At 67.5% G+C, this 17,671-nt stretch carries 19 protein-coding genes and 1 tRNA gene; 12 read left to right on the top strand and 8 right to left on the bottom strand.

Annotated elements, in window-relative coordinates; genetic code table 11:
• Window positions 1-14: 14 nt before the first annotated feature.
• Window positions 15-479, bottom strand: coding sequence for a transcriptional regulator NrdR (gene nrdR, locus K7G19_RS17680; protein WP_149317782.1), 465 nt, complete (start codon window positions 477-479; stop codon window positions 15-17).
• Between the two features lie 72 nt (window positions 480-551).
• Entirely contained in the window at window positions 552-1,799 is a 1,248-nt protein-coding gene (gene glyA / locus K7G19_RS17675) for a serine hydroxymethyltransferase (RefSeq protein ID WP_150084233.1), read from the bottom strand.
• A gap of 514 nt (window positions 1,800-2,313) precedes the next feature.
• On the opposite strand from glyA, the gene ybgC reads away from it, so the two are divergent.
• From ybgC to K7G19_RS17625, 10 genes are all read left to right on the top strand, one after another.
• Window positions 2,314-2,718, top strand: coding sequence for a tol-pal system-associated acyl-CoA thioesterase (ybgC, locus tag K7G19_RS17670; RefSeq protein WP_149317784.1), 405 nt, complete (start codon window positions 2,314-2,316; stop codon window positions 2,716-2,718).
• Window positions 2,715-3,398, top strand: coding sequence for a protein TolQ (gene tolQ / locus K7G19_RS17665; protein WP_023264902.1), 684 nt, complete (start codon window positions 2,715-2,717; stop codon window positions 3,396-3,398). Before ybgC ends, tolQ begins: the two co-directional genes overlap by 4 nt.
• Before the next feature lie 25 nt (window positions 3,399-3,423).
• Window positions 3,424-3,861 (top strand): protein TolR, encoded by a 438-nt coding sequence (gene tolR, locus K7G19_RS17660; protein ID WP_149317785.1) that lies wholly within the window; start codon window positions 3,424-3,426, stop codon window positions 3,859-3,861.
• Between the two features lie 51 nt (window positions 3,862-3,912).
• Window positions 3,913-4,920 (top strand): cell envelope integrity protein TolA, encoded by a 1,008-nt coding sequence (gene tolA / locus K7G19_RS17655; protein WP_226108346.1) that lies wholly within the window; start codon window positions 3,913-3,915, stop codon window positions 4,918-4,920.
• Between the two features lie 263 nt (window positions 4,921-5,183).
• A complete protein-coding gene (tolB, locus tag K7G19_RS17650; protein ID WP_226108345.1) occupies window positions 5,184-6,437 on the top strand; it encodes a Tol-Pal system beta propeller repeat protein TolB in 1,254 nt (417 codons plus the stop codon).
• Between the two features lie 30 nt (window positions 6,438-6,467).
• Entirely contained in the window at window positions 6,468-6,974 is a 507-nt protein-coding gene (gene pal / locus K7G19_RS17645; RefSeq protein ID WP_370639578.1) for a peptidoglycan-associated lipoprotein Pal, read from the top strand.
• A 54-nt stretch (window positions 6,975-7,028) separates the two neighbouring features.
• Window positions 7,029-7,787 (top strand): tol-pal system protein YbgF, encoded by a 759-nt coding sequence (ybgF, locus tag K7G19_RS17640; RefSeq protein ID WP_149317788.1) that lies wholly within the window; start codon window positions 7,029-7,031, stop codon window positions 7,785-7,787.
• Between the two features lie 210 nt (window positions 7,788-7,997).
• On the top strand, window positions 7,998-8,681 hold the full coding sequence (gene queC / locus K7G19_RS17635; protein ID WP_149317789.1) for a 7-cyano-7-deazaguanine synthase QueC: 684 nt from the start codon (window positions 7,998-8,000) through the stop codon (window positions 8,679-8,681).
• 81 nt (window positions 8,682-8,762) lie between these two features.
• Window positions 8,763-9,875, top strand: a complete 1,113-nt coding sequence (locus tag K7G19_RS17630; protein ID WP_149317790.1) for a YeeE/YedE family protein — start codon at window positions 8,763-8,765, stop codon at window positions 9,873-9,875.
• An 81-nt stretch (window positions 9,876-9,956) separates the two neighbouring features.
• Window positions 9,957-10,032 (top strand) — tRNA-Lys (locus K7G19_RS17625).
• 126 nt (window positions 10,033-10,158) lie between these two features.
• On the opposite strand, the gene K7G19_RS17620 is transcribed toward K7G19_RS17625, so the two are convergent.
• The 4 genes from K7G19_RS17620 to K7G19_RS17605 form a co-directional block, all read right to left on the bottom strand.
• Complete coding sequence (locus tag K7G19_RS17620) at window positions 10,159-11,256, bottom strand: AI-2E family transporter (protein ID WP_149317791.1); 1,098 nt, start codon at window positions 11,254-11,256, stop codon at window positions 10,159-10,161.
• A 127-nt stretch (window positions 11,257-11,383) separates the two neighbouring features.
• The gene (locus tag K7G19_RS17615; protein WP_223819782.1) at window positions 11,384-12,043 is read right to left on the bottom strand and encodes a DUF3318 domain-containing protein; all 660 of its coding nucleotides are present in this window, start codon (window positions 12,041-12,043) and stop codon (window positions 11,384-11,386) included.
• The gene (locus tag K7G19_RS17610) at window positions 12,040-12,420 is read right to left on the bottom strand and encodes a phage holin family protein (RefSeq protein ID WP_149317792.1); all 381 of its coding nucleotides are present in this window, start codon (window positions 12,418-12,420) and stop codon (window positions 12,040-12,042) included. The genes K7G19_RS17615 and K7G19_RS17610 overlap by 4 nt, the downstream gene beginning before the upstream one ends.
• 190 nt (window positions 12,421-12,610) lie before the next feature.
• The gene (locus K7G19_RS17605; protein WP_315904136.1) at window positions 12,611-12,928 is read right to left on the bottom strand and encodes a DUF883 family protein; all 318 of its coding nucleotides are present in this window, start codon (window positions 12,926-12,928) and stop codon (window positions 12,611-12,613) included.
• A 407-nt stretch (window positions 12,929-13,335) separates the two neighbouring features.
• On the opposite strand from K7G19_RS17605, the gene K7G19_RS17600 reads away from it, so the two are divergent.
• Window positions 13,336-13,980, top strand: coding sequence for a peroxiredoxin (locus K7G19_RS17600; protein WP_149317793.1), 645 nt, complete (start codon window positions 13,336-13,338; stop codon window positions 13,978-13,980).
• A 273-nt stretch (window positions 13,981-14,253) separates the two neighbouring features.
• Here the strand turns inward: K7G19_RS17600 and K7G19_RS17595 are convergent, their stop codons facing one another.
• Window positions 14,254-15,456: an acyl-CoA dehydrogenase gene (locus tag K7G19_RS17595; protein ID WP_053821223.1), complete on the bottom strand. Its 1,203-nt coding sequence runs from the start codon at window positions 15,454-15,456 to the stop codon at window positions 14,254-14,256.
• A gap of 409 nt (window positions 15,457-15,865) precedes the next feature.
• Here K7G19_RS17595 and K7G19_RS17590 point away from each other — a divergent pair, with 409 nt between their 5' ends.
• A complete protein-coding gene (locus tag K7G19_RS17590; RefSeq protein ID WP_149318010.1) occupies window positions 15,866-16,600 on the top strand; it encodes an IclR family transcriptional regulator in 735 nt (244 codons plus the stop codon).
• A 236-nt stretch (window positions 16,601-16,836) separates the two neighbouring features.
• On the opposite strand, the gene kynA is transcribed toward K7G19_RS17590, so the two are convergent.
• Window positions 16,837-17,628, bottom strand: coding sequence for a tryptophan 2,3-dioxygenase (gene kynA / locus K7G19_RS17585; protein ID WP_187829167.1), 792 nt, complete (start codon window positions 17,626-17,628; stop codon window positions 16,837-16,839).
• Between the last annotated feature and the right edge of the window lie 43 nt (window positions 17,629-17,671).

Below are 17,671 nucleotides of genomic sequence, written 5' to 3'. Positions count from 1 at the left end.
CGCGAAGCAACGCCTCAGCGCTTGCCGTTGGTCGAGCTGACTTCGGCCAGCACGTCGGAGAACTCCGACACGTCCTCGAAGCTGCGGTACACCGAAGCGAAACGGATATAGGCGATCTTGTCGAGCTTGCGCAGCTCGCGCATCACCAGTTCGCCGACCTGGCTGCTCGGGATTTCCTTCTGTCCCAGCGCCAGCAGCTTTTCCTCGATGCGCGCGATCGCCTCGTCGATGGCCTCTGCCGAGACCGGCCGCTTGCGCAGGGCCAGCCGCATCGAATCCTTCAGCTTGCTGCGTGCGTAATCGACGCGGCTGCCGTTCTTCTTGACGATGGCGGGGAAGAACAGCTCGATCCGCTCATAGGTGGTGAAGCGCCGATCGCAGGCCTCGCAACGGCGGCGCCGGCGCACGGTATCGCCTTCCTCGGACATGCGGGTGTCGAGCACCTGGGTATTGGAGTGACCGCAGAAGGGACATTTCATCGGACCACCTGGAGGCGGAGGTTGAGCGGCCGCGCGCCGCCCGCCGAAGCGGCCGCGCGCGGCGACGGCCGATCAGCCGTAGACCGGGAAGCGCTTGGTCAGCGCCGCAACCTGCTCGCGCACGCGCGCGATGTTGTCGGCATCGTGCGGGTTGTCGAGCACGTCGGCGATCAGGTTGGCGACCTGGCGGGCTTCCTCTTCCTTGAAGCCGCGCGTGGTCATCGCCGGCGAACCCAGGCGGATGCCCGAGGTGACGAACGGCTTTTCCGGATCGTTGGGGATCGCGTTCTTGTTGACCGTGATATGCGCGTCGCCCAGGATCTTCTCGGCTTCCTTGCCGGTGATCTGCTTGGCGCGCAGGTCGACCAGCATCACGTGGCTCTCGGTGCGGCCCGAGACGATGCGCAGGCCGCGCGCGATCAGCGTCTCGGCCAGCGCCTGGGCGTTCCTGACGACCTGCTGCTGATAGGCCTTGAACTCCGGCGACAGCGCTTCCTTGAACGCGACCGCCTTGCCGGCGATCACGTGCATCAGCGGGCCGCCCTGGATGCCGGGGAAGATCGCCGAGTTGATGGCCTTCTCATGCTCGGCCTTCATCAGGATCACGCCGCCGCGCGGGCCGCGCAGGCTCTTGTGCGTGGTGGTGGTGACGAAGTCCGCGTGCGGCACCGGGTTCGGGTAGACGCCCGCGGCGATCAGGCCGGCGTAGTGCGCCATGTCGACCATGAAATAGGCGCCGACCGACTTGGCTACGGCGGCGATGCGCTCGAAGTCGATGCGCAGCGAGAAGGCCGACGCGCCGGCGATGATCAGCTTCGGCTTCTTCTCCTGGGCCAGCTTTTCCAGCGCGCCGTAGTCGATGTCCTCGTCGGCGTTCAGGCCGTAGCTGACCACGTTGAACCACTTGCCGCTCATGTTCAGCGCCATGCCGTGGGTCAGGTGGCCGCCTTCGGCCAGGCTCATGCCCATGATGGTGTCGCCCGGCTTGAGCACGGCGAAGAACACGCCCTGGTTGGCCTGCGAGCCCGAGTTGGGCTGCACGTTGGCGGCCTCGGCGCCGAACAGCTGCTTGACTCGGTCGATCGCGAGCTGCTCGACGACGTCGACGTATTCGCAGCCGCCGTAGTAGCGCTTGCCGGGATAGCCCTCGGCGTACTTGTTGGTCAGCTGCGAGCCCTGCGCGGCCATCACGGCCGGCGAGGTGTAGTTCTCGGAGGCGATCAGCTCGATATGGTCTTCCTGGCGCTGATTTTCCTGCTGGATGGCGGACCAGAGTTCGGGATCGATCTGGTCGATCGTGTAGCGGCTGCGTTCGAACATGGCGAAAACTCGTCTGTAGAAGGATCGGTGAAAACCGTGCAATGACGGCGGATTGACCGAAGGATACGGGAACGGAACGACGGTAGGGCGCGCGGGGAAGACGCATGCGAACCGCGTCGCCGGCCTGGGCGGGGGCCCGGGACTGGCGGCGCAGGGCGCACCCTGCTTCCCATTCGCTGGCCCAGGCGAGCGGCAGGCGCGGCGGCTATCGCAAGGGGCCGGGGCCGGGCGTTGCGCCCTGGCTTCGGACCGCTTCCGGTGGCTTGGCGCCAGAGATCTTGCGCTTCCTCGTGGTAGTACCCACTGACTTCGCCAGTCGCGCAAGGTGGAATGGTTGGCCGGAGTTTACGCGAGGCCCCGGCTCGCCGCAAGCCGGCCAGGCCGCCTGGGACGGGGGCTGGGGACGGGCCTGGCGGGCGGGAAGGGACCCGCCCGTCTGTAGGACGGCCCGGCGTTGCGTTGTCGGACGCCGTGTGACACCGAAGCCGCGCCCGCGTCCGTTACAATCGCGGCCATGACGAATTTCGTATGGCCGCTGCGCGTCTACTGGGAAGACACCGACGCCGGCGGGGTGGTGTTCTACGCCAACTACCTCAAGTTTTTCGAACGTGCGCGCACCGAATGGCTGCGCTCGCTCGGTATCGAGCAGCAGGCCCTCGCCGACGAATCGGGCGTGGTCTTTGTCGTGCGCAGCACGGCGGTGGAATACAATGCGCCCGCCCGGCTGGACGACCTGCTGGAGATCCGCACCCGTATTGAACGGGTCGGGCCGGCCTCGGTCCAATTCGCCCAGGAAGCGTGGCGCGGGCCGCTGATGCTGGCCGCGGGCACGATCCGGGTGGGATGCGTGGACCGCGACAGCTTCCGCCCGGCGCCGATTCCCGCATCCGTCCTCGCAACCATCAAGACCGCTCGATGAATCCCGTGACCGTCACGCAAGACATGTCGATCCTTACGCTGGTGATGCACGCCAGCTTCCTGGCGCAGGCCGTGATGGCCTTGCTGGTCGTCATGTCCTTGTTCTCCTGGACCTATATTTTCCGCAAGCACATGGCGCTGCGCGCCGCGCGCACCCAGACCGAGGGCTTCGAGCGCGATTTCTGGGCGGGCGGCGACCTGCAGGCGCTGTATCACAGCGCGGCCAACAACCGGCACAGCACCGGCGCGCTCGAGCGGATCTTCGAGTCCGGCATGGGCGAATACCTGAAGGCGCGCGAGCGCAGCAACGACGCCGGCGCGCTGCTCGACGCGGCCCGCCGCGCGATGCGCGCCGCCTACCAGCGCGAGATGGACGTGCTCGAGTCCCACCTGCCGTTCCTCGCCTCGGTCGGCTCGGTCAGCCCCTACATCGGCCTGTTCGGCACGGTCTGGGGCATCATGAACGCGTTCCGCGGCCTGTCCAACGTCCAGCAGGCGACGCTGGCCTCGGTCGCGCCCGGCATCGCCGAAGCGCTGGTGGCCACCGCGATCGGCCTGTTCGCGGCGATTCCGGCCGTGATCGCGTACAACCGCTACGCGACCGAGATCGACCGGCTGGCGATCCGCTTCGAGAGCTTCATGGAAGAATTCCTCAACATCCTGCAGCGGCAGACCCGCTGAAGGCCAGGCCAAGGAGAAGCGCAGCATGGCAGCCATTCAGCGCCGCGGCGGCTCGCGCCGCCGGGCCAGCGCCGACATCAACGTCGTGCCGTATATCGACGTGATGCTGGTTCTGCTCGTCATCTTCATGGTGGCGGCGCCGATCGTCAGCCCCGCCGTGGTGGACCTGCCGACCGTGGCCGACGCCACGCCGCAGCAGAAGACCCCGCCGATCGTCGTCACCGTGCACGAGGACGGCACGCTGACCGCGCGCGGCAAGAGCCCGGAGGGCGCCTCGTTCGAGCGCAAGCTCGACACCAAGGGCCTGCTGGACTTCGTGCACCAGCGCCAGAACGAGAACCCGGACCAGCCGGTGGTGATCGCCGCCGCCCGTGCGGTGAAGTACGAGGCGGTGCTCGACGTGATGTCCGAACTGAAGGCCGATGGCGTCAAGCGCGTCGGCCTGATGGTCAAGTCCAAGTAATCGCTGGATGACGACCGGATGTCGCCCGGAACCTTGCCGTTAGCCTTTCCCATGAAGACCGCCGACTCCTATCCGTATCAGCCGGTCAAGGAACGCGGCACGCTGCGCTCCTTCCTGCTGGCGCTCTTCATGCATCTGCTGCTGGCCATCGTGCTGTACTACGGTGTCAACTGGCAGATCAGCACCCCCGCCGGCGTCGAAGCCGAGCTGTGGGAGGAAGTCCCCGATACCCCGGCCCCGGAGCCGACGCCGCCGCCCCAGCCCCGGCCGACGCCGGCGCCGCCGGCGCCCGTGGCGCAGCCCAAGCCCGAGGAGGACGCCGACATCGCGCTCGAGCGCCAGAAGCGCCGCGAAGCCGAGGCGCGCGAGGCCGCGCGCAAGCAGGCCGAGCTGAAGGCGCGCCAGGAGCGCGAGGAACGCGAGGCGGCCGAGCGGCGCGAGGCGCAGCGCAAGGAAGAACAACGCAAGGAAGCCCTGCGCAAGGAAGAGCAACGCAAGGAAGCCCTGCGCAAGGAAGAACAGCGCAAGGAGGCCCAGCGCAAGGAAGACCAGCAGCGCGCCGAGGAGCAGAAGCGCAAGGAACAGGCCGAGCGCAAGGAAGAGCAGGCGAAAAAGGCCAAGGCGGACGCCGAAGCCAAGGCGAAGGCGAAGGCAGACGCGGAGGCGAAGGCCAAGCGCGAGGCCGCCGCCAACGCCCAGCGCCAGGCCGAACTGGCCCGCCTGAAGGCGCTGGCCGGCGGCAGCGGCTCGGGCGGCGGCACCTCCGACAACGCCGGTTCGGGCGGCCGCGCCTCGCCGGGCTACGCCGACAAGGTGCGCCGCCGGGTCAAGCCGAACATCGTCTTTACCGAGGACGTGCAGGGCAACCCGACCGCCGTGGTGTCGGTTTCGCTGGCGCCGGACGGCTCGCTGCTGTCGGCCCGCCTGTCCAAGTCCAGCGGCAATTCGGCCTGGGACAACGCCGTGCTGCGCGCGGTCGAGCGTTCCGACCCGCTGCCGCGCGACGACAACGGCAAGGCGCCGTCCAGCTTCACGATCACTTTCCGGCCCAAGGACTGAGGCAGGGAAGCGTATGATTTGCAACATAGTGCAACCGGGATCGCTGGCCGCCGGGCGGCTGGCTACCATCGACGGTTGCCTGGCGCGGCCCGGCGGCGCCTCGCTCCGCGCGCCGTTGCCGACGCGTCCGATGCATCGATTGACGATCTCGATATAGATAGAGGAGCAGCATGCGACCGCTTTTGGCCCTCCGCCAACGCACCCCAGCCAACCCCCTCGCCAACCGGCGCACCGTCCGTGCGGCCGTACTCGCCTGGATCACCATGGCGCTGGCCATGATGCTGACGATGGGCCCGGCCCACGCGCAGCTGAACGTCGAAATCTCCGGCGTCGGCTCCAGCCAGTTCCCGATTGCCGTCGCCAACTTCCAGAATGAAGGCGCGGCGCCGACCAATCTGACGGCGATCATCCGCGCCGACCTGCAGCGCAGCGGGCGCTTCCGCAACGTCGACGTGGCCGGCGCCACCGTCCCGGAAACCGCCAACGTCGACCTGGCCGGCTGGAAGACCCGCGGCGCCGACGCCTTCGTGGCCGGCAGCGTCACGCCGGCCGGCGGCGGCCGCTACGAGGTCCGCTTCCGCCTGTACGACACCGTCAAGGGCGCCAGCCTGGGCGGCCTGGCCTTTACCGTCGGCCAGGACCAGCTGCGCGTGACCGCGCACAAGATCGCCGACTATATCTACGAGAAGCTGCTGGGCGAGCGCGGCGTGTTCGCGACCCGGCTGTCCTACGTCTCGCGCGTCGGCAACCGCTTCCAGCTGCTGATCTCGGACTCCGACGGCCAGAATTCGCGCGTCGCGCTGACCAGCAACGAGCCCATCATCTCGCCGTCGTGGTCGCCGGACGGTGCCAAGGTGGCCTATGTCTCGTTCGAGGCGAAGAAGCCGGTGGTCTATGTGCATGACCTCGCCACGGGCCGCCGCACGCTGGTGTCGAACCAGAAGGGCAACAACAGCGCCCCGGCATGGTCGCCGGACGGCCGCCATCTGGCGCTGGCGCTGTCGCGCGACGGTAATACGCAGATCTATCAGGTCAATGCCGACGGTTCGGGGCTGCGCCGCCTGAGCCGCAGCAGCGCGATCGATACCGAGCCGCAGTATTCGCCGGACGGCCGCCATATCTATTTCACCAGCGACCGCGGCGGCGCGCCGCAGATCTACCGCATGCCGGCGGCCGGCGAGGAGTCGGGCGCGGCCCAGCGCGTGACCTTCAAGGGCAACTACAACGTCAGCCCGCGGGTTTCGCCGGATGGCAAGCAACTGGCGTACATTAGCCGCGGCGGCGGCTTCAAGCTGCAGCTGATGGACCTGGGCAGCGGCGATGTCACCGCGCTGACCGACACGGCCAACGACGAGGCGCCCAGCTTCGCCGCGAACGGCAAGTACATTCTCTACGCCACTCGCGTCGGCGGTCGCGCGGTGCTGGCGGCGGTGTCGACCGATGGACGTACCAAGCAGGTTTTGTCGCTCCAGTCCGGCGAGGTTCGCGAGCCGTCCTGGGGACCCTTCATGCAATAACAGAAACAGGAGCCTCCTACCATGTCCAACATGATCACCAAGTCTCTCGCCATCACCGTTCTGCTGACCCTCGGCGCCTGCTCGTCGGGCGTCAAGCTCGACGACTCCGCCAAGGCCGGTGCCGGCACCGGCGGCACCTCGACCACCGATCCGCGCGCCGTCGCGCCGGTCGACGTCTCGCGCGATCCGCTGAACGACCCGAACAGCCCGCTGGCCCGCCGCAGCGTCTATTTCGACTTCGACAGCTACAGCGTCAAGCCGGAATACCAGGGCATGCTGAACGAGCACGCCAAGTACCTGCAGGGCAACCGCAGCCGCCGCATCCTGATCCAGGGCAACACCGACGAGCGCGGTACCAGCGAGTACAACCTGGCGCTGGGCCAGAAGCGTGCCGAGGCGGTGCGCCGTTCGCTGGCGACCATGGGCGTGCCCGAGAGCCAGATGGAGGCCGTGAGCCTGGGCAAGGAAAAGCCCAAGGCGCTGGGTCATGACGAAGCGTCGTGGGCCGAGAACCGCCGCGCCGACATCGTTTATTGATCCCCGTCTGGATTCGTTTCGATCCGTTGATCCCGCGCTGAAGAAAGTCGATCCATGAAAGCACGCGTCTCTACTCTGTCGTGGCTAGTCGCCGCAGTTTGTGCCGGCCTGTTGCCGGCCGCCCAGGCACAGGCCGGTGTCTTCGACGATGACGAGGCGCGTCGCGCCATCATCACGCTGCGAGAGCAGTTCAATGGCTTCCAGGCCACTGCCTCGCAGCGGATCGACCAGAACAGCCGGGCCCAGATCGATATCCAGAACCAGCTCGAAGGGATGCGCCAGGAAGTGGCGCGCCTGCGGGGCCAGAACGAGGTGCTGCAGAACGAGGTCGCCAATCTGCAGCGCCAGCAGAAGGACTACTACGCGGACCTGGACGCGCGGCTCAAGAAGTTCGAGCCGCAGCAGGTCACCGTGGAAGGCCAGCAGGGCCTGGCCCAGCCGGGCGAAAAGACCGAGTACGACGCCGCGCTCAAGCAGTTCCAGACCGGGGACTTCAAGGGCGCCGGCGCCAACTTCTCGGCCTTCATCAAGAAGTATCCGCAGAGCCCGTACCTGCCGCTGGCGCAGTACTGGCTGGGCAATTCGCTGTATGCCCAGCGCGACTACCGCGGCTCGATCACGGTGCTGCAGAACATGGTGCAGGCCAATCCGACGCACCCCAAGGTGCCCGACGCGATGATCGCCATCGCCAACAACCAGCTGGAATCGAACCAGAAGGCGGCGGCGCGCAAGACGCTCGAGCAGGTGGTCGCCAAGTATCCCGGCACCGAGGGCGCCCAGGCGGCCAGCAACCGGTTGAAGACGCTGAAGTAAGGCACGCCGAAGCAGCAAGGCGCGCCGAGGTAAAGCGCCGAAGTCGGGCGCCGAAGTCGAGCGATTCTCGCGGCGGCGACGCCGGCGTCCCAGGTGCCAAGGCCCGCGCAAGCGGGCCTTTTTTCGTGGTCGCGCTAAAATAACGGGTTCCCCGATATACCGCGAAGGCCTGCTGGTCCTTCGCCGCTACCCGGCACGCGCCGCCCCGAGATGACCCAACGCGCAATCGTCCTGCTTTCCGGCGGTCTGGACTCCGCCACCGTGCTCGCCATGGCCAATGCCCAGGGCTTCGAGACCTATGCGCTGTCGATGCGCTATGGCCAGCGGCATTCGTCGGAGCTCGAGGCCGCCAAGCGCGTCGCCGCGGCGCTGGGCGCGAAGCGGCACGAGATCGTCGACCTCGATCTGCGCCGCTTCGGCGGCTCGGCGCTGACCGACGACGCGCTGGATGTGCCGACCGACGGCGCGGCCGGCGGTATCCCGGTGACCTACGTGCCGGCGCGCAATACCATCATGCTGTCGCTGGCGCTCGGCTGGGCCGAGGCGATCGGCGGCCGCGACCTGTTCTTCGGTGCCAATGCGGTGGATTATTCGGGCTATCCCGACTGCCGTCCGGAATACGTCCAGGCCTACGAGGCGCTGGCCAATCTGGCCACCAAGGCCGGCGTCGAGGGCGAGCGCATCCGCGTCCACGCGCCGATCATCGACATGACCAAGGCGGAGATCATCCAGGCCGGGGTCCGGCTAGGCGTCGATTACGGCATGACCGTATCGTGCTACCAGGCCGACGAGCAGGGCCGCGCCTGCGGCGTCTGCGATTCCTGCCGGATCCGCCGCGCGGGCTTCGAGGCCGCGGGCGTGCCCGATCCGACCCGTTACCAGAACGCCGCGTGATGCTGCTCGCCGCGGTCCGGCTTTTCCGCCTGTTCCGCCCGTTCCGCCTACCCCTTACCGTCCTGCCACCGGCAATCCGCCATGCCTGAAATCGACGTCCCCGCGCTGACGCGCACCGTGCTGGTCTGCACCTTCGCCCTGACCTTCCTGTTCGGGGCAGTCCTGCAGCGCACGCACTTCTGCACCATGGGCGCCGTCTCCGACATCGTCAACATGGGCGACTGGACTCGCATGCGCATGTGGGTGCTGGCGATCGGCGTCGCCATGATCGGCACCGGCGTGCTGGCGTGGTCGGGTCTGATCGATCCGGCGCGGACCATCTACGCGGCCGACAAGCTGGCCTGGCTGTCGGCGCTGGTGGGCGGGCTGCTGTTCGGCTTCGGCATGGTGCTGGCCTCGGGCTGCGGCAGCAAGACGCTGGTGCGGATCGGCGCCGGCAACCTGAAGTCGCTGGTGGTGTTCGTGTTCCTGGGCCTGTCGGCCTATATGACGCTGCGCGGCCTGTTCGGCGTCATTCGCGTGAACACCGTCGATGCCGTCGCGATGCAGCTGCCGACCTCGCAGGACCTGCCGTCGCTGCTGGCGCAGACCGGCCTGTCGCGCGGCACGCTGCAGCTGGTGCTGGGCTTGCTGCTCGGCGGCGTGCTGTCGCTGTGGGCGCTGGCCGGCAAGGGCTTCCGCACGTTCGACAACCTGCTCGGCGGCATCGCGGTCGGCCTGATCATCGTGGCGATGTGGTACGTGTCGGGCCATCTCGGCTTCGTGCCGGAAGATCCCAATACGCTGGAAGAGGTGTTCGTCGCCACCAACAGCGGCCGCATGGAAAGCCTGAGCTTCGTCGCCCCGTACGCCTATACGCTCGACTGGCTGATGATGTTCAGCGACAAGAGCAAGGTGCTGACCGTCGGCATCGTCAGCGTGATCGGCGTGATCGCCGGCGCGGCGGCCTATGCGCTGGCCTCGCGCACCTTCCGCTGGGAAGGCTTCGGCAACGCCGAGGACGTCGCCAACCATATCGTCGGCGGCATCCTGATGGGCGCGGGCGGCGTGACCGCGCTGGGCTGCACGATCGGACAGGGCCTGTCCGGCGTGTCGACGCTGGCGATCGGTTCCTTCATCGCGCTGGCCGGCATCCTGCTCGGCGCCGTGCTGGCGTTCCGCTATCAGATGTGGCGGCTGGAGAAGATGGTCTGAACGGCCATGCCGACGCCGCCAAGGGCAGTGCCGTTGACATGATCAGTCAGCAATGACTATAATCGCGGCTTCGGTTTTTTCGGGTCGTTAGCTCAGCCGGTAGAGCAGCGGACTTTTAATCCGTTGGTCGCAGGTTCGAATCCTGCACGACCCACCAAGTATTGAAGAAGGGCCTGTGGCGCAAGTCACAGGCCCTTTTTGCATGGTGTCCCGGGCGTGCTGGTGTCTCCGAGCCGTGCATGGTGTCCCGACCCGACCGTTGCGGCCGGGCAAGGCAAGGCTTTCAGCGGCTCGGCGTCGGAGGCTGGGTCGGCGGGGTGGGCGGGGTCTTCGTCGTCGTGTTCGACTCGGTCTCGCGCATCGACACGAACAGGTCCCAGCTGGCGATGAACAGCGCCGCGATCAGCGGTCCGATCACAAAGCCGTTGATGCCGAACAGCGCCATGCCGCCCAGCGTCGAGATCAGGATCACCCAGTCGGGCATCTTGGTGTCCTTGCCGACCAGGATCGGGCGCAGCACGTTGTCGACGGCGCCGATCACCAGCGCGCCGAACGCGATCACCGTGATGCCCTTCCACAGCACGCCAGTCAGCAGGAAATAGATCGCGACCGGTCCCCAGATCAGCCCCGCGCCGACCGCCGGCAGCAGCGACAGCACCGCCATCACCACGCCCCACAGCACCGCGCCCTGGATGCCGAGCACCGCGAACAGCACGCCGCCGAGCAGGCCCTGCAGCGCGGCCACGGCGAGATTGCCCTTGATGGTCGCGCGGATCACGCCGGTGAACTTCAGCAGCAGCATCTGCTTGTGTTCCTCGCTCAGCGGCAGCGCCAGGCGAATGCGCCGGGTCAGCTTGGCGCCGTCGCGCAGCAGGAAGAACAGCAGATACAGCATCACGCCGAAGCTGATGACGAACTGGAAGGTGTTCTGGCCGATGCTGAGCGCCTGCGTGGCGAGGTACTGGCTGATCTGTCCGGCCGCGGTGGCGAGCTTTTCCTGGATCGAGGCGACGTCGTTCAGCTCGAGCCGGGTCAGCGCCGAGTTCAGGCTCGACGGCAGCGCCGCCACGGCCTGTTCGAAATAGGCGGTGAAATTGATATGGCCGGAGCGGATCTGGTGCACCACCGCGGTGGTTTCATTGAGCAGCGAGGCGGTGACCAGGAACATCGGCAGCACCACCACCAGCAGGCACAGCAGCAGCGTGATCAGCGAGGCCAGGTTGGCGCGGCCGCGCATCTTGCGCGTCAGCAGATTGTTCAGCGGGGTGAAGATGATCGCCAGGATCACGCCCCAGAATACCGCGCCGAAAAACGGCTGAAGCACCCAGAAGAAGGCGATGGTGACGATGGCCAACAGGATGTAGAAGGCCTTCTGGTGCATGGCGGCTCAGTGTCGAGGTGTCGAGGTGTCGAAGACACGCGATGAATGGGCGATGCGCGGGCGAGCCCGCGCCCGGTTGCCGCGCGGATGCCAGTGCAATCGGGCTTCCCGCGGCGGGCGCGACGGCTCAGCGTACCAGCGGATCGTGAAAACCGGTATCGGTGCGCGCGGCGGCGTCGCCGCGGGCGGTGCTCGGCGCGGGGACATTGCCCTCGGGCGTCTGCGAGCGCGCCTGCTGCCAGGTCCGGTAGGCCCAATAGCCGGCGCCGGCGACGGCACCCAGCTTGGACAGCTTCCAGCCCCAGCGCAGCACCGGCACGCGGCGCATCAACGGCAGCGCCAGCGACAGGGCCGATCCCACGATCGGATAGTCCTTGGCCAGGCCCAGCAGCTTCCACATCGACTGCGGCCGCGCCATGCGCGGCAACCAGGCGCCGATTCGGCCGATGTTGCGGACGCTGGCGCGCACGTCGGCGAGCGACTGCGCGCAGTCGTAGCGCTCGAGCGCCGCGCGCGTGATCAGCAACTCCTTGCGGACCGCCAGCGGCAAGCGGACTTCGCGGGCCGTGCGCCGGCGTGCCGGCGGTTCGGAGCGCGCGGTCCGCGCGCCGACACCGGTCGGCGGCATCGGCGGCAGGCCGGCTTCGTCCAGCGCCGTGGCCGACGGCGCGGCGTAGGCGTCGGCGGACGATCCCGCGGATGGTGTTGGCGCCGGGACCGGCGCAGCGCCCGCGGTCGGGGCCGGGGAAGGGGACGGAATCGGAGTCGGAGCGGGGGTCGGGGTCATTGGCGCAGGCTCTCCCGGTCCTTGTCGATTTCGGCCAGCGTGGCTTCGAACATCGGCGGGGAATGGCGAACGATATTGCGCGCGGCGAGCAGGCAGCCGCCGCCGAGCAGCAGATAGACCACGATCACCGCGCCCAGCGCCTGCACCCGGTAGTTGTCCCAGAACAGCAGCACGACCAGGCCGGTCAGCGCGAACAGGGCGAGGCCGAAGAACACCAGGCCGACCAGGGCCAGCAGCGCCATGCGCAACAGCCGTGATTTTTCCTCGGAGAGTTCGACGCTGGCCAGTTCCAGCCGGGTCTGCACCATCGCCGCCACCGAGCTGCCCAGCGTGCGCAGCGAGTCCAGTAACTTGGGTGAGGAGGTGTCGTCGGTCATGCGGTTCCGCTGATTGGAGTGTCGTCATGCGCCGCGTTGCGGCACCCGGCAGGAGGGGGCCTGCGCGATCGGCGCGCCGGGAGCGCCCGCGAACGGGGTGCTCCGGAAGGGCGCCGGCGCGCAGGCCGGCAAGTCGCGGTCGGGCGCGGGAACCCGCGGGTTGCGGGTCCAGCGGTCCGACCGGCTGGCTTTACTTGCGGTTCAGCAACAGGCCGATCAGCAGACCGGCGCCGGCGGCGATGCCGACCGCGCGCCAGGGATGGTCGTGTACGTAGTCGTCGGTGGCGCGGGCCGCGGCCTTGCTCTTGGTGACGACGGCGTCCTGCAGATCCTGCGCTTTTTCCTTGGCTTGCTTCAGCAGGCCCATGCCACGCTCGCGCAGTTCGGCGGCCTTCTCGCCGGTGGTCGAGGCGGCTTGCTTGAGCAGTTCCTCGGCATCGGACAGGACGGTTTTGACATCGCTCATCAGTTTCTCCTGGTTGCGGGCGGTTGTTTCGGATAGTTGCATGTTGGCCTTCCTCGCTCTCGTAGGGTGTCTTCGCCTTGCTGCGGTCCAAGCATTTCCTAGGATATGCGGCGGTCTGCAATGGTTTCAAGACAGCGAGTCCTACAAGTCATGTAGGACATCGGCGCAGCGCGATGCAAACCTGAGCGGTTTTTATCGGCCGGCACGCCGTCGGGCGTCGCGCGCCCGTCCGGCGCGTCCCCGGATCGCGAGGTGGCGGCGGGTTTCGGCGTCACGCCAAAGCCTTCGACCATCGATTCGGCAAATGACTTCGCGTGATGTTGTAGTGACTTTATATTTGTTTGTGTCTCACCGCAATCGGAATAGACTGGTCTGAGTCCGGGCGCTGGCGGCCCGGAGGCAAGCAACATCCGACAGACCACTGACGACCGACAGGCAAGGAGGCAACCATGGCACTCAGGCTAGGCGACATTGCGCCGGACTTCGAACAGGATTCCAGCGAAGGCCGCATCCGCTTTCATGAATGGCTGGGCAACAGCTGGGGCGTGCTGTTCTCCCATCCGGCGGACTTCACCCCGGTCTGCACGACCGAACTGGGACTGACGGCCAAGCTCAAGGACGAGTTCGCCAGGCGCAACGTCAAGGCGATCGCGCTGTCGGTCGACCCGGTCGAGTCCCATCAGCGCTGGATCGAGGACATCAACGACACCCAGGGCTGCCAGGTCAATTTCCCGATCCTGGCCGACGCCGACCGCAAGGTGTCCGAGCTCTACGACATGATTCATCCGAACGCCAACGAGACGCTGACGGTGCGCTCGCTGTTCGTGATCGATCCGAACAAGAAGGTGCGGCTGATCATTACCTATCCGGCCAGCACCGGCCGCAACTTCAACGAGATCCTGCGCGTCATCGATTCGCTGCAGCTGACCGACAAGCACAGCGTGGCGACGCCGGGCAACTGGCAGCAGGGCGAGGACGTGGTCATCGTGCCGTCGTTGAAGGACGAAGAGGTGATCAAGCAGAAGTTCCCGAAGGGCTACAAGGCGCTGCGCCCGTACCTGCGGATGACGCCGCAGCCGGACAAGCAGCAGTAAGCCATCGGCTGCACGAGAAACAGCGCAAGAATCGCGGCGAGAAACCGCAACGATAAACGCAGCGGGAAACCGCAGCGATAAACAGAAGCGAGAACCAGAAACGAGAAACGCCGCGCCGCCCCGCGCGATGCAAGCGGGGCCGGCGCGGCGCCAACGGTGTCGTACCGACGGGTTCGCCCGTCGTCTCCTTGGTAGTGTGCTTTGGCCCGGCGACAGCCGGGCCTTTTTATTGGGCCGTGCGCACTGGCTCGGCCGGGGTCATTCCGGAGCCGTTCAGAAGAAGGCCTGGATGCCGGTCTGCGCGCGGCCAAGGATCAGCGCGTGGATGTCATGCGTGCCCTCGTAGGTGTTGACCACCTCGAGGTTGACCACATGGCGGATCACGCCGAACTCGTCCGAGATGCCGTTGCCGCCCAGCATGTCGCGCGCCACGCGGGCGATGTCGAGCGACTTGCCGCACGAATTGCGCTTCATGATCGAGGTGATCTCGACCGCCGCGGTGCCCTCGTCCTTCATCCGGCCCAGGCGCAGGCAGCCCTGCAGGCCCAGCGTGATCTCGGTCTGCATGTCGGCCAGCTTCTTCTGCACCAGCTGGGTCGCGGCCAGCGGGCGGCCGAACTGCTTGCGGTCCAGCGTGTACTGGCGCGCGGTATGCCAGCAGAATTCGGCGGCGCCCAGCGCGCCCCAGGCGATGCCGTAGCGGGCCGAGTTCAGGCAGGTGAACGGACCCTTCAGGCCGCTGACGCCCGGCATCAGGTTCTCTTCCGGAACGAACACCTGGTCCATGACGATCTCGCCGGTGATCGAGGTGCGCAGGCCGACCTTGCCGTGGATCGCCGGCGCGCTCAGGCCCTTCCAGCCCTTTTCCAGGATGAAGCCGCGGATGGTTTCCTTGCCGCCGTTCTGCGGATCGTCGGCGAGCTTCGCCCACACCACGAACACGTCGGCGATCGGCGAGTTGGTGATCCACATCTTGGCGCCGCTCAGCTCGTAGCCGCCGTCGACCTTCTTCGCGCGCGTCACCATCGAGCCGGGGTCGGAGCCGTGGTTCGGCTCGGTCAGGCCGAAGCAGCCGATCCATTCGCCGGTGGCCAGCTTGGGCAGGTACTTCTGCTTCTGCGCCTCGCTGCCGAATTCGTAGATCGGCACCATCACCAGCGACGACTGCACGCTCATCATCGAGCGATAGCCCGAATCGACACGCTCGACCTCGCGCGCGATCAGGCCATAGCTGACGTAGTTCAGTCCCGGGCCGCCGTACTGTTCGGGAATGGTCGGGCCGAGCAGGCCGAGTTCGCCCATCTCGCGGAAGATGGTCGCGTCGGTCTTTTCATGCCGGAACGACTCCAGCACGCGCGGCATCAGCTTGTCCTGGCAGTAGGCCGCGGCGGCGTCGCGCACCATGCGCTCGTCGGCGGTCAGTTGCTGATCGAGCAGCAGCGGGTCGGCCCAGTGGAATTCGGCGTTGGCGGCCATCGAGGTCTCCTTCGGTAGAGCGGTGAACGCGGGTCAGCGTGATTGGACTTGAAACGGAATGAGTGATCGGGCGCGGCGGACCGGCTGGCGGGGCGCTGCCGGTCTCGTTTTAAGGTTCCGCATTGCGGAACCGTGTTCCGATGCGTTAGTATAGCGCAAAGCGTCCGGCCGGCAACAGCCCGCCCGGGCCTCCCGACTTCGTTCACCGCCTTTCGACCAGGAGCCCGCCGTGGCCAACTCCGACGTGCTTTCCTCCGCCGCCAGCACCGGGAATGCGGCCGCCGCAGCCACCCCGGCCGCAAAGAGCCCTCCGGCCGCGGAGGCCACCAAGGCCACCAAGGCCACCAAGGCCACCGAGCCCGGGTCGGAGCGCGCCGCGCGCGAGAGCGACCCGAACTTCGTCACCGCGCTGGCCCGCGGCCTGGAGCTGCTGCGGTGCTTTCGCACCGGCGAGTCGATGCTCGGCAACCAGGACTTCGTGCGCCGCACCGGGCTGCCGAAGGCGACCGTCAGCCGCCTCGCCGGTACGCTGGTGCAACTGGGGTATCTGCGCTACGACGACAGCCTCGGCAAGTACGCGCTGGATGCCGGCGTGCTGGCGCTGGGCTTTGCCTATCTGTCGGCCTCCGATGTGGTGGCGCTGGCGCGGCCACATATGCTGGCGTTCGCGCAGACCCATGGCGTGTCCGTGTCGCTCGGCAAGCGCGAGCGGCTGGAGGTGATCTATCTGGAGTCGATCCGTAACGACGCCGGCTCGATGCTGGGCCTTGGGGTCGGATCGCGGCTGTCGCTGGTGTCGAGTTCGATGGGGCGGGCCTATCTGGCGGCGCTGCCCGGGCCGAAGCGGGAACGGCTGCTGGCCGAATTCGCGCAGGCCTATCCCGAGCAATGGAAGGCGCAGGAGGCGCCGATGCGGGCGGCGGTGGCCGAGGCCGAGCAGCGCGGTTACGCGGCCTCGTTCCGCGACTGGCATCCCGCCATCCACGCCTGCGCGGTGCCGTTCCGGCCGATCGGCGAAAAGGACATCCACATGCTGAGCTGCAGCGCGTCGTATGGCAGCGTCGACGAGGCGGTCTTCCACGAGACGCTTGCCCCGGCGCTGCGCGCGCTGGCGGCGCGGTTGTCGGAGGGCGCCGCGCGCTGAGCGCGGCGGCGTCCCGGCCGATGTGGTTGCTCGGGCCGCTGAGGCGGCCGAGGCGGCCGAAGCCGCTGAGCCGCCGAGGTGGCCGGGCCGCTGAGCAGCCGAGGTGGCCGGGCCGCTGAGCCGCTGAGGTGGCCGGGCCGCCGGGCCGCTGAGGTGGCCGGGCCGGCCGGCCGCAGAGGCGGCCCCGGTCATCCGAGTCGCTCGGGTCGCCGGGGCGGCTCAGCGAGCGATCGCCATCACAGGTCCGTGCGCAGCTTCCACAGTTCGGGGAACAGCACGATGTCGAGCATCTTGCGCAGATAGCTGACCCCCTCGGTGCCGCCGGTGCCGCGCTTGAAGCCGATCACGCGTTCCACCGTGGTGACATGGCGGAAGCGCCATTGGCGGAAGGCATCCTCGAGATCGACGAACTTCTCGCCGAGCTCGTACAGCTCCCAGTGCGCCTCGGGCTTGCGATAGACCTCCAGCCAGGCGGCTTCGACCGAGGCGTTGTAGCCGGCCGGCTCGGTCCAGTCGCGCTCGAGGCAGGCCGCGTCGATCCCGAAGCCGCGCCGCGCCATCAGCCGGATCGCCTCGTCGTACAGCGACGGCGTGCGCAGCGCCTCCTCGACCAGCGCATGGTGCTGCGGACGGTGTGCGTGCGGGCGCAGCATCGCGGCGTTCTTGTTGCCGAGGATGAATTCGATCTCGCGATACTGGAACGACTGGAAGCCGGACGACATCCCCAGATAGGGCCGCATCGCCGAATACTCCGGCGGCGTCATCGTCGCCAGCACGTTCCACGCCTGCACCAGCTGGTCCATGATGCGCGACACCCGCGTCAGCATCTTGAACGCCGGCGGCAGGTCGTCGCGCCGCACCGCCTCGCGCGCGGCGCGCAGCTCATGCAGCATCAGCTTCATCCACAGCTCGGTGGTCTGATGCTGGACGATGAACAGCATCTCGTTGTGATCGGGCGAGAGTGGATGCTGGGCGTTCAGGATCTGGTCGAGCGCCAGATAGTCGCCGTAGCTCATCTGCTGGCGCATGTCGAGCTGCGCGCCATGCCATTTGTCCCCGGGAGCCGACTTG

Source organism: Cupriavidus sp. DB3 (assembly GCF_020418465.1).
Lineage (GTDB): Bacteria > Pseudomonadota > Gammaproteobacteria > Burkholderiales > Burkholderiaceae > Cupriavidus > Cupriavidus cauae.
Note: the sequence above shows the minus strand (reverse complement) of the source record. Positions and strands in the feature narration are given on the sequence as shown.

Coding starts and splice junctions, on each gene's coding strand:
- K7G19_RS17595 (WP_053821223.1), bottom strand. CDS start 15,456: ATGGCCGCCAACGCCGAATTCCACTGGGCCGACCCGCTGCTGCTCGAT.
- tolQ (WP_023264902.1), top strand. CDS start 2,715: ATGAATCCCGTGACCGTCACGCAAGACATGTCGATCCTTACGCTGGTG.
- queC (WP_149317789.1), top strand. CDS start 7,998: ATGACCCAACGCGCAATCGTCCTGCTTTCCGGCGGTCTGGACTCCGCC.
- K7G19_RS17615 (WP_223819782.1), bottom strand. CDS start 12,043: ATGACCCCGACCCCCGCTCCGACTCCGATTCCGTCCCCTTCCCCGGCC.
- nrdR (WP_149317782.1), bottom strand. CDS start 479: ATGAAATGTCCCTTCTGCGGTCACTCCAATACCCAGGTGCTCGACACC.
- K7G19_RS17600 (WP_149317793.1), top strand. CDS start 13,336: ATGGCACTCAGGCTAGGCGACATTGCGCCGGACTTCGAACAGGATTCC.
- kynA (WP_187829167.1), bottom strand. CDS start 17,628: ATGCGCCAGCAGATGAGCTACGGCGACTATCTGGCGCTCGACCAGATC.
- tolB (WP_226108345.1), top strand. CDS start 5,184: ATGGCGCTGGCCATGATGCTGACGATGGGCCCGGCCCACGCGCAGCTG.
- K7G19_RS17610 (WP_149317792.1), bottom strand. CDS start 12,420: ATGACCGACGACACCTCCTCACCCAAGTTACTGGACTCGCTGCGCACG.
- ybgC (WP_149317784.1), top strand. CDS start 2,314: ATGACGAATTTCGTATGGCCGCTGCGCGTCTACTGGGAAGACACCGAC.
- tolR (WP_149317785.1), top strand. CDS start 3,424: ATGGCAGCCATTCAGCGCCGCGGCGGCTCGCGCCGCCGGGCCAGCGCC.
- glyA (WP_150084233.1), bottom strand. CDS start 1,799: ATGTTCGAACGCAGCCGCTACACGATCGACCAGATCGATCCCGAACTC.
- K7G19_RS17605 (WP_315904136.1), bottom strand. CDS start 12,928: ATGCAACTATCCGAAACAACCGCCCGCAACCAGGAGAAACTGATGAGC.
- K7G19_RS17620 (WP_149317791.1), bottom strand. CDS start 11,256: ATGCACCAGAAGGCCTTCTACATCCTGTTGGCCATCGTCACCATCGCC.
- tolA (WP_226108346.1), top strand. CDS start 3,913: ATGAAGACCGCCGACTCCTATCCGTATCAGCCGGTCAAGGAACGCGGC.
- K7G19_RS17630 (WP_149317790.1), top strand. CDS start 8,763: ATGCCTGAAATCGACGTCCCCGCGCTGACGCGCACCGTGCTGGTCTGC.
- ybgF (WP_149317788.1), top strand. CDS start 7,029: ATGAAAGCACGCGTCTCTACTCTGTCGTGGCTAGTCGCCGCAGTTTGT.
- pal (WP_370639578.1), top strand. CDS start 6,468: ATGATCACCAAGTCTCTCGCCATCACCGTTCTGCTGACCCTCGGCGCC.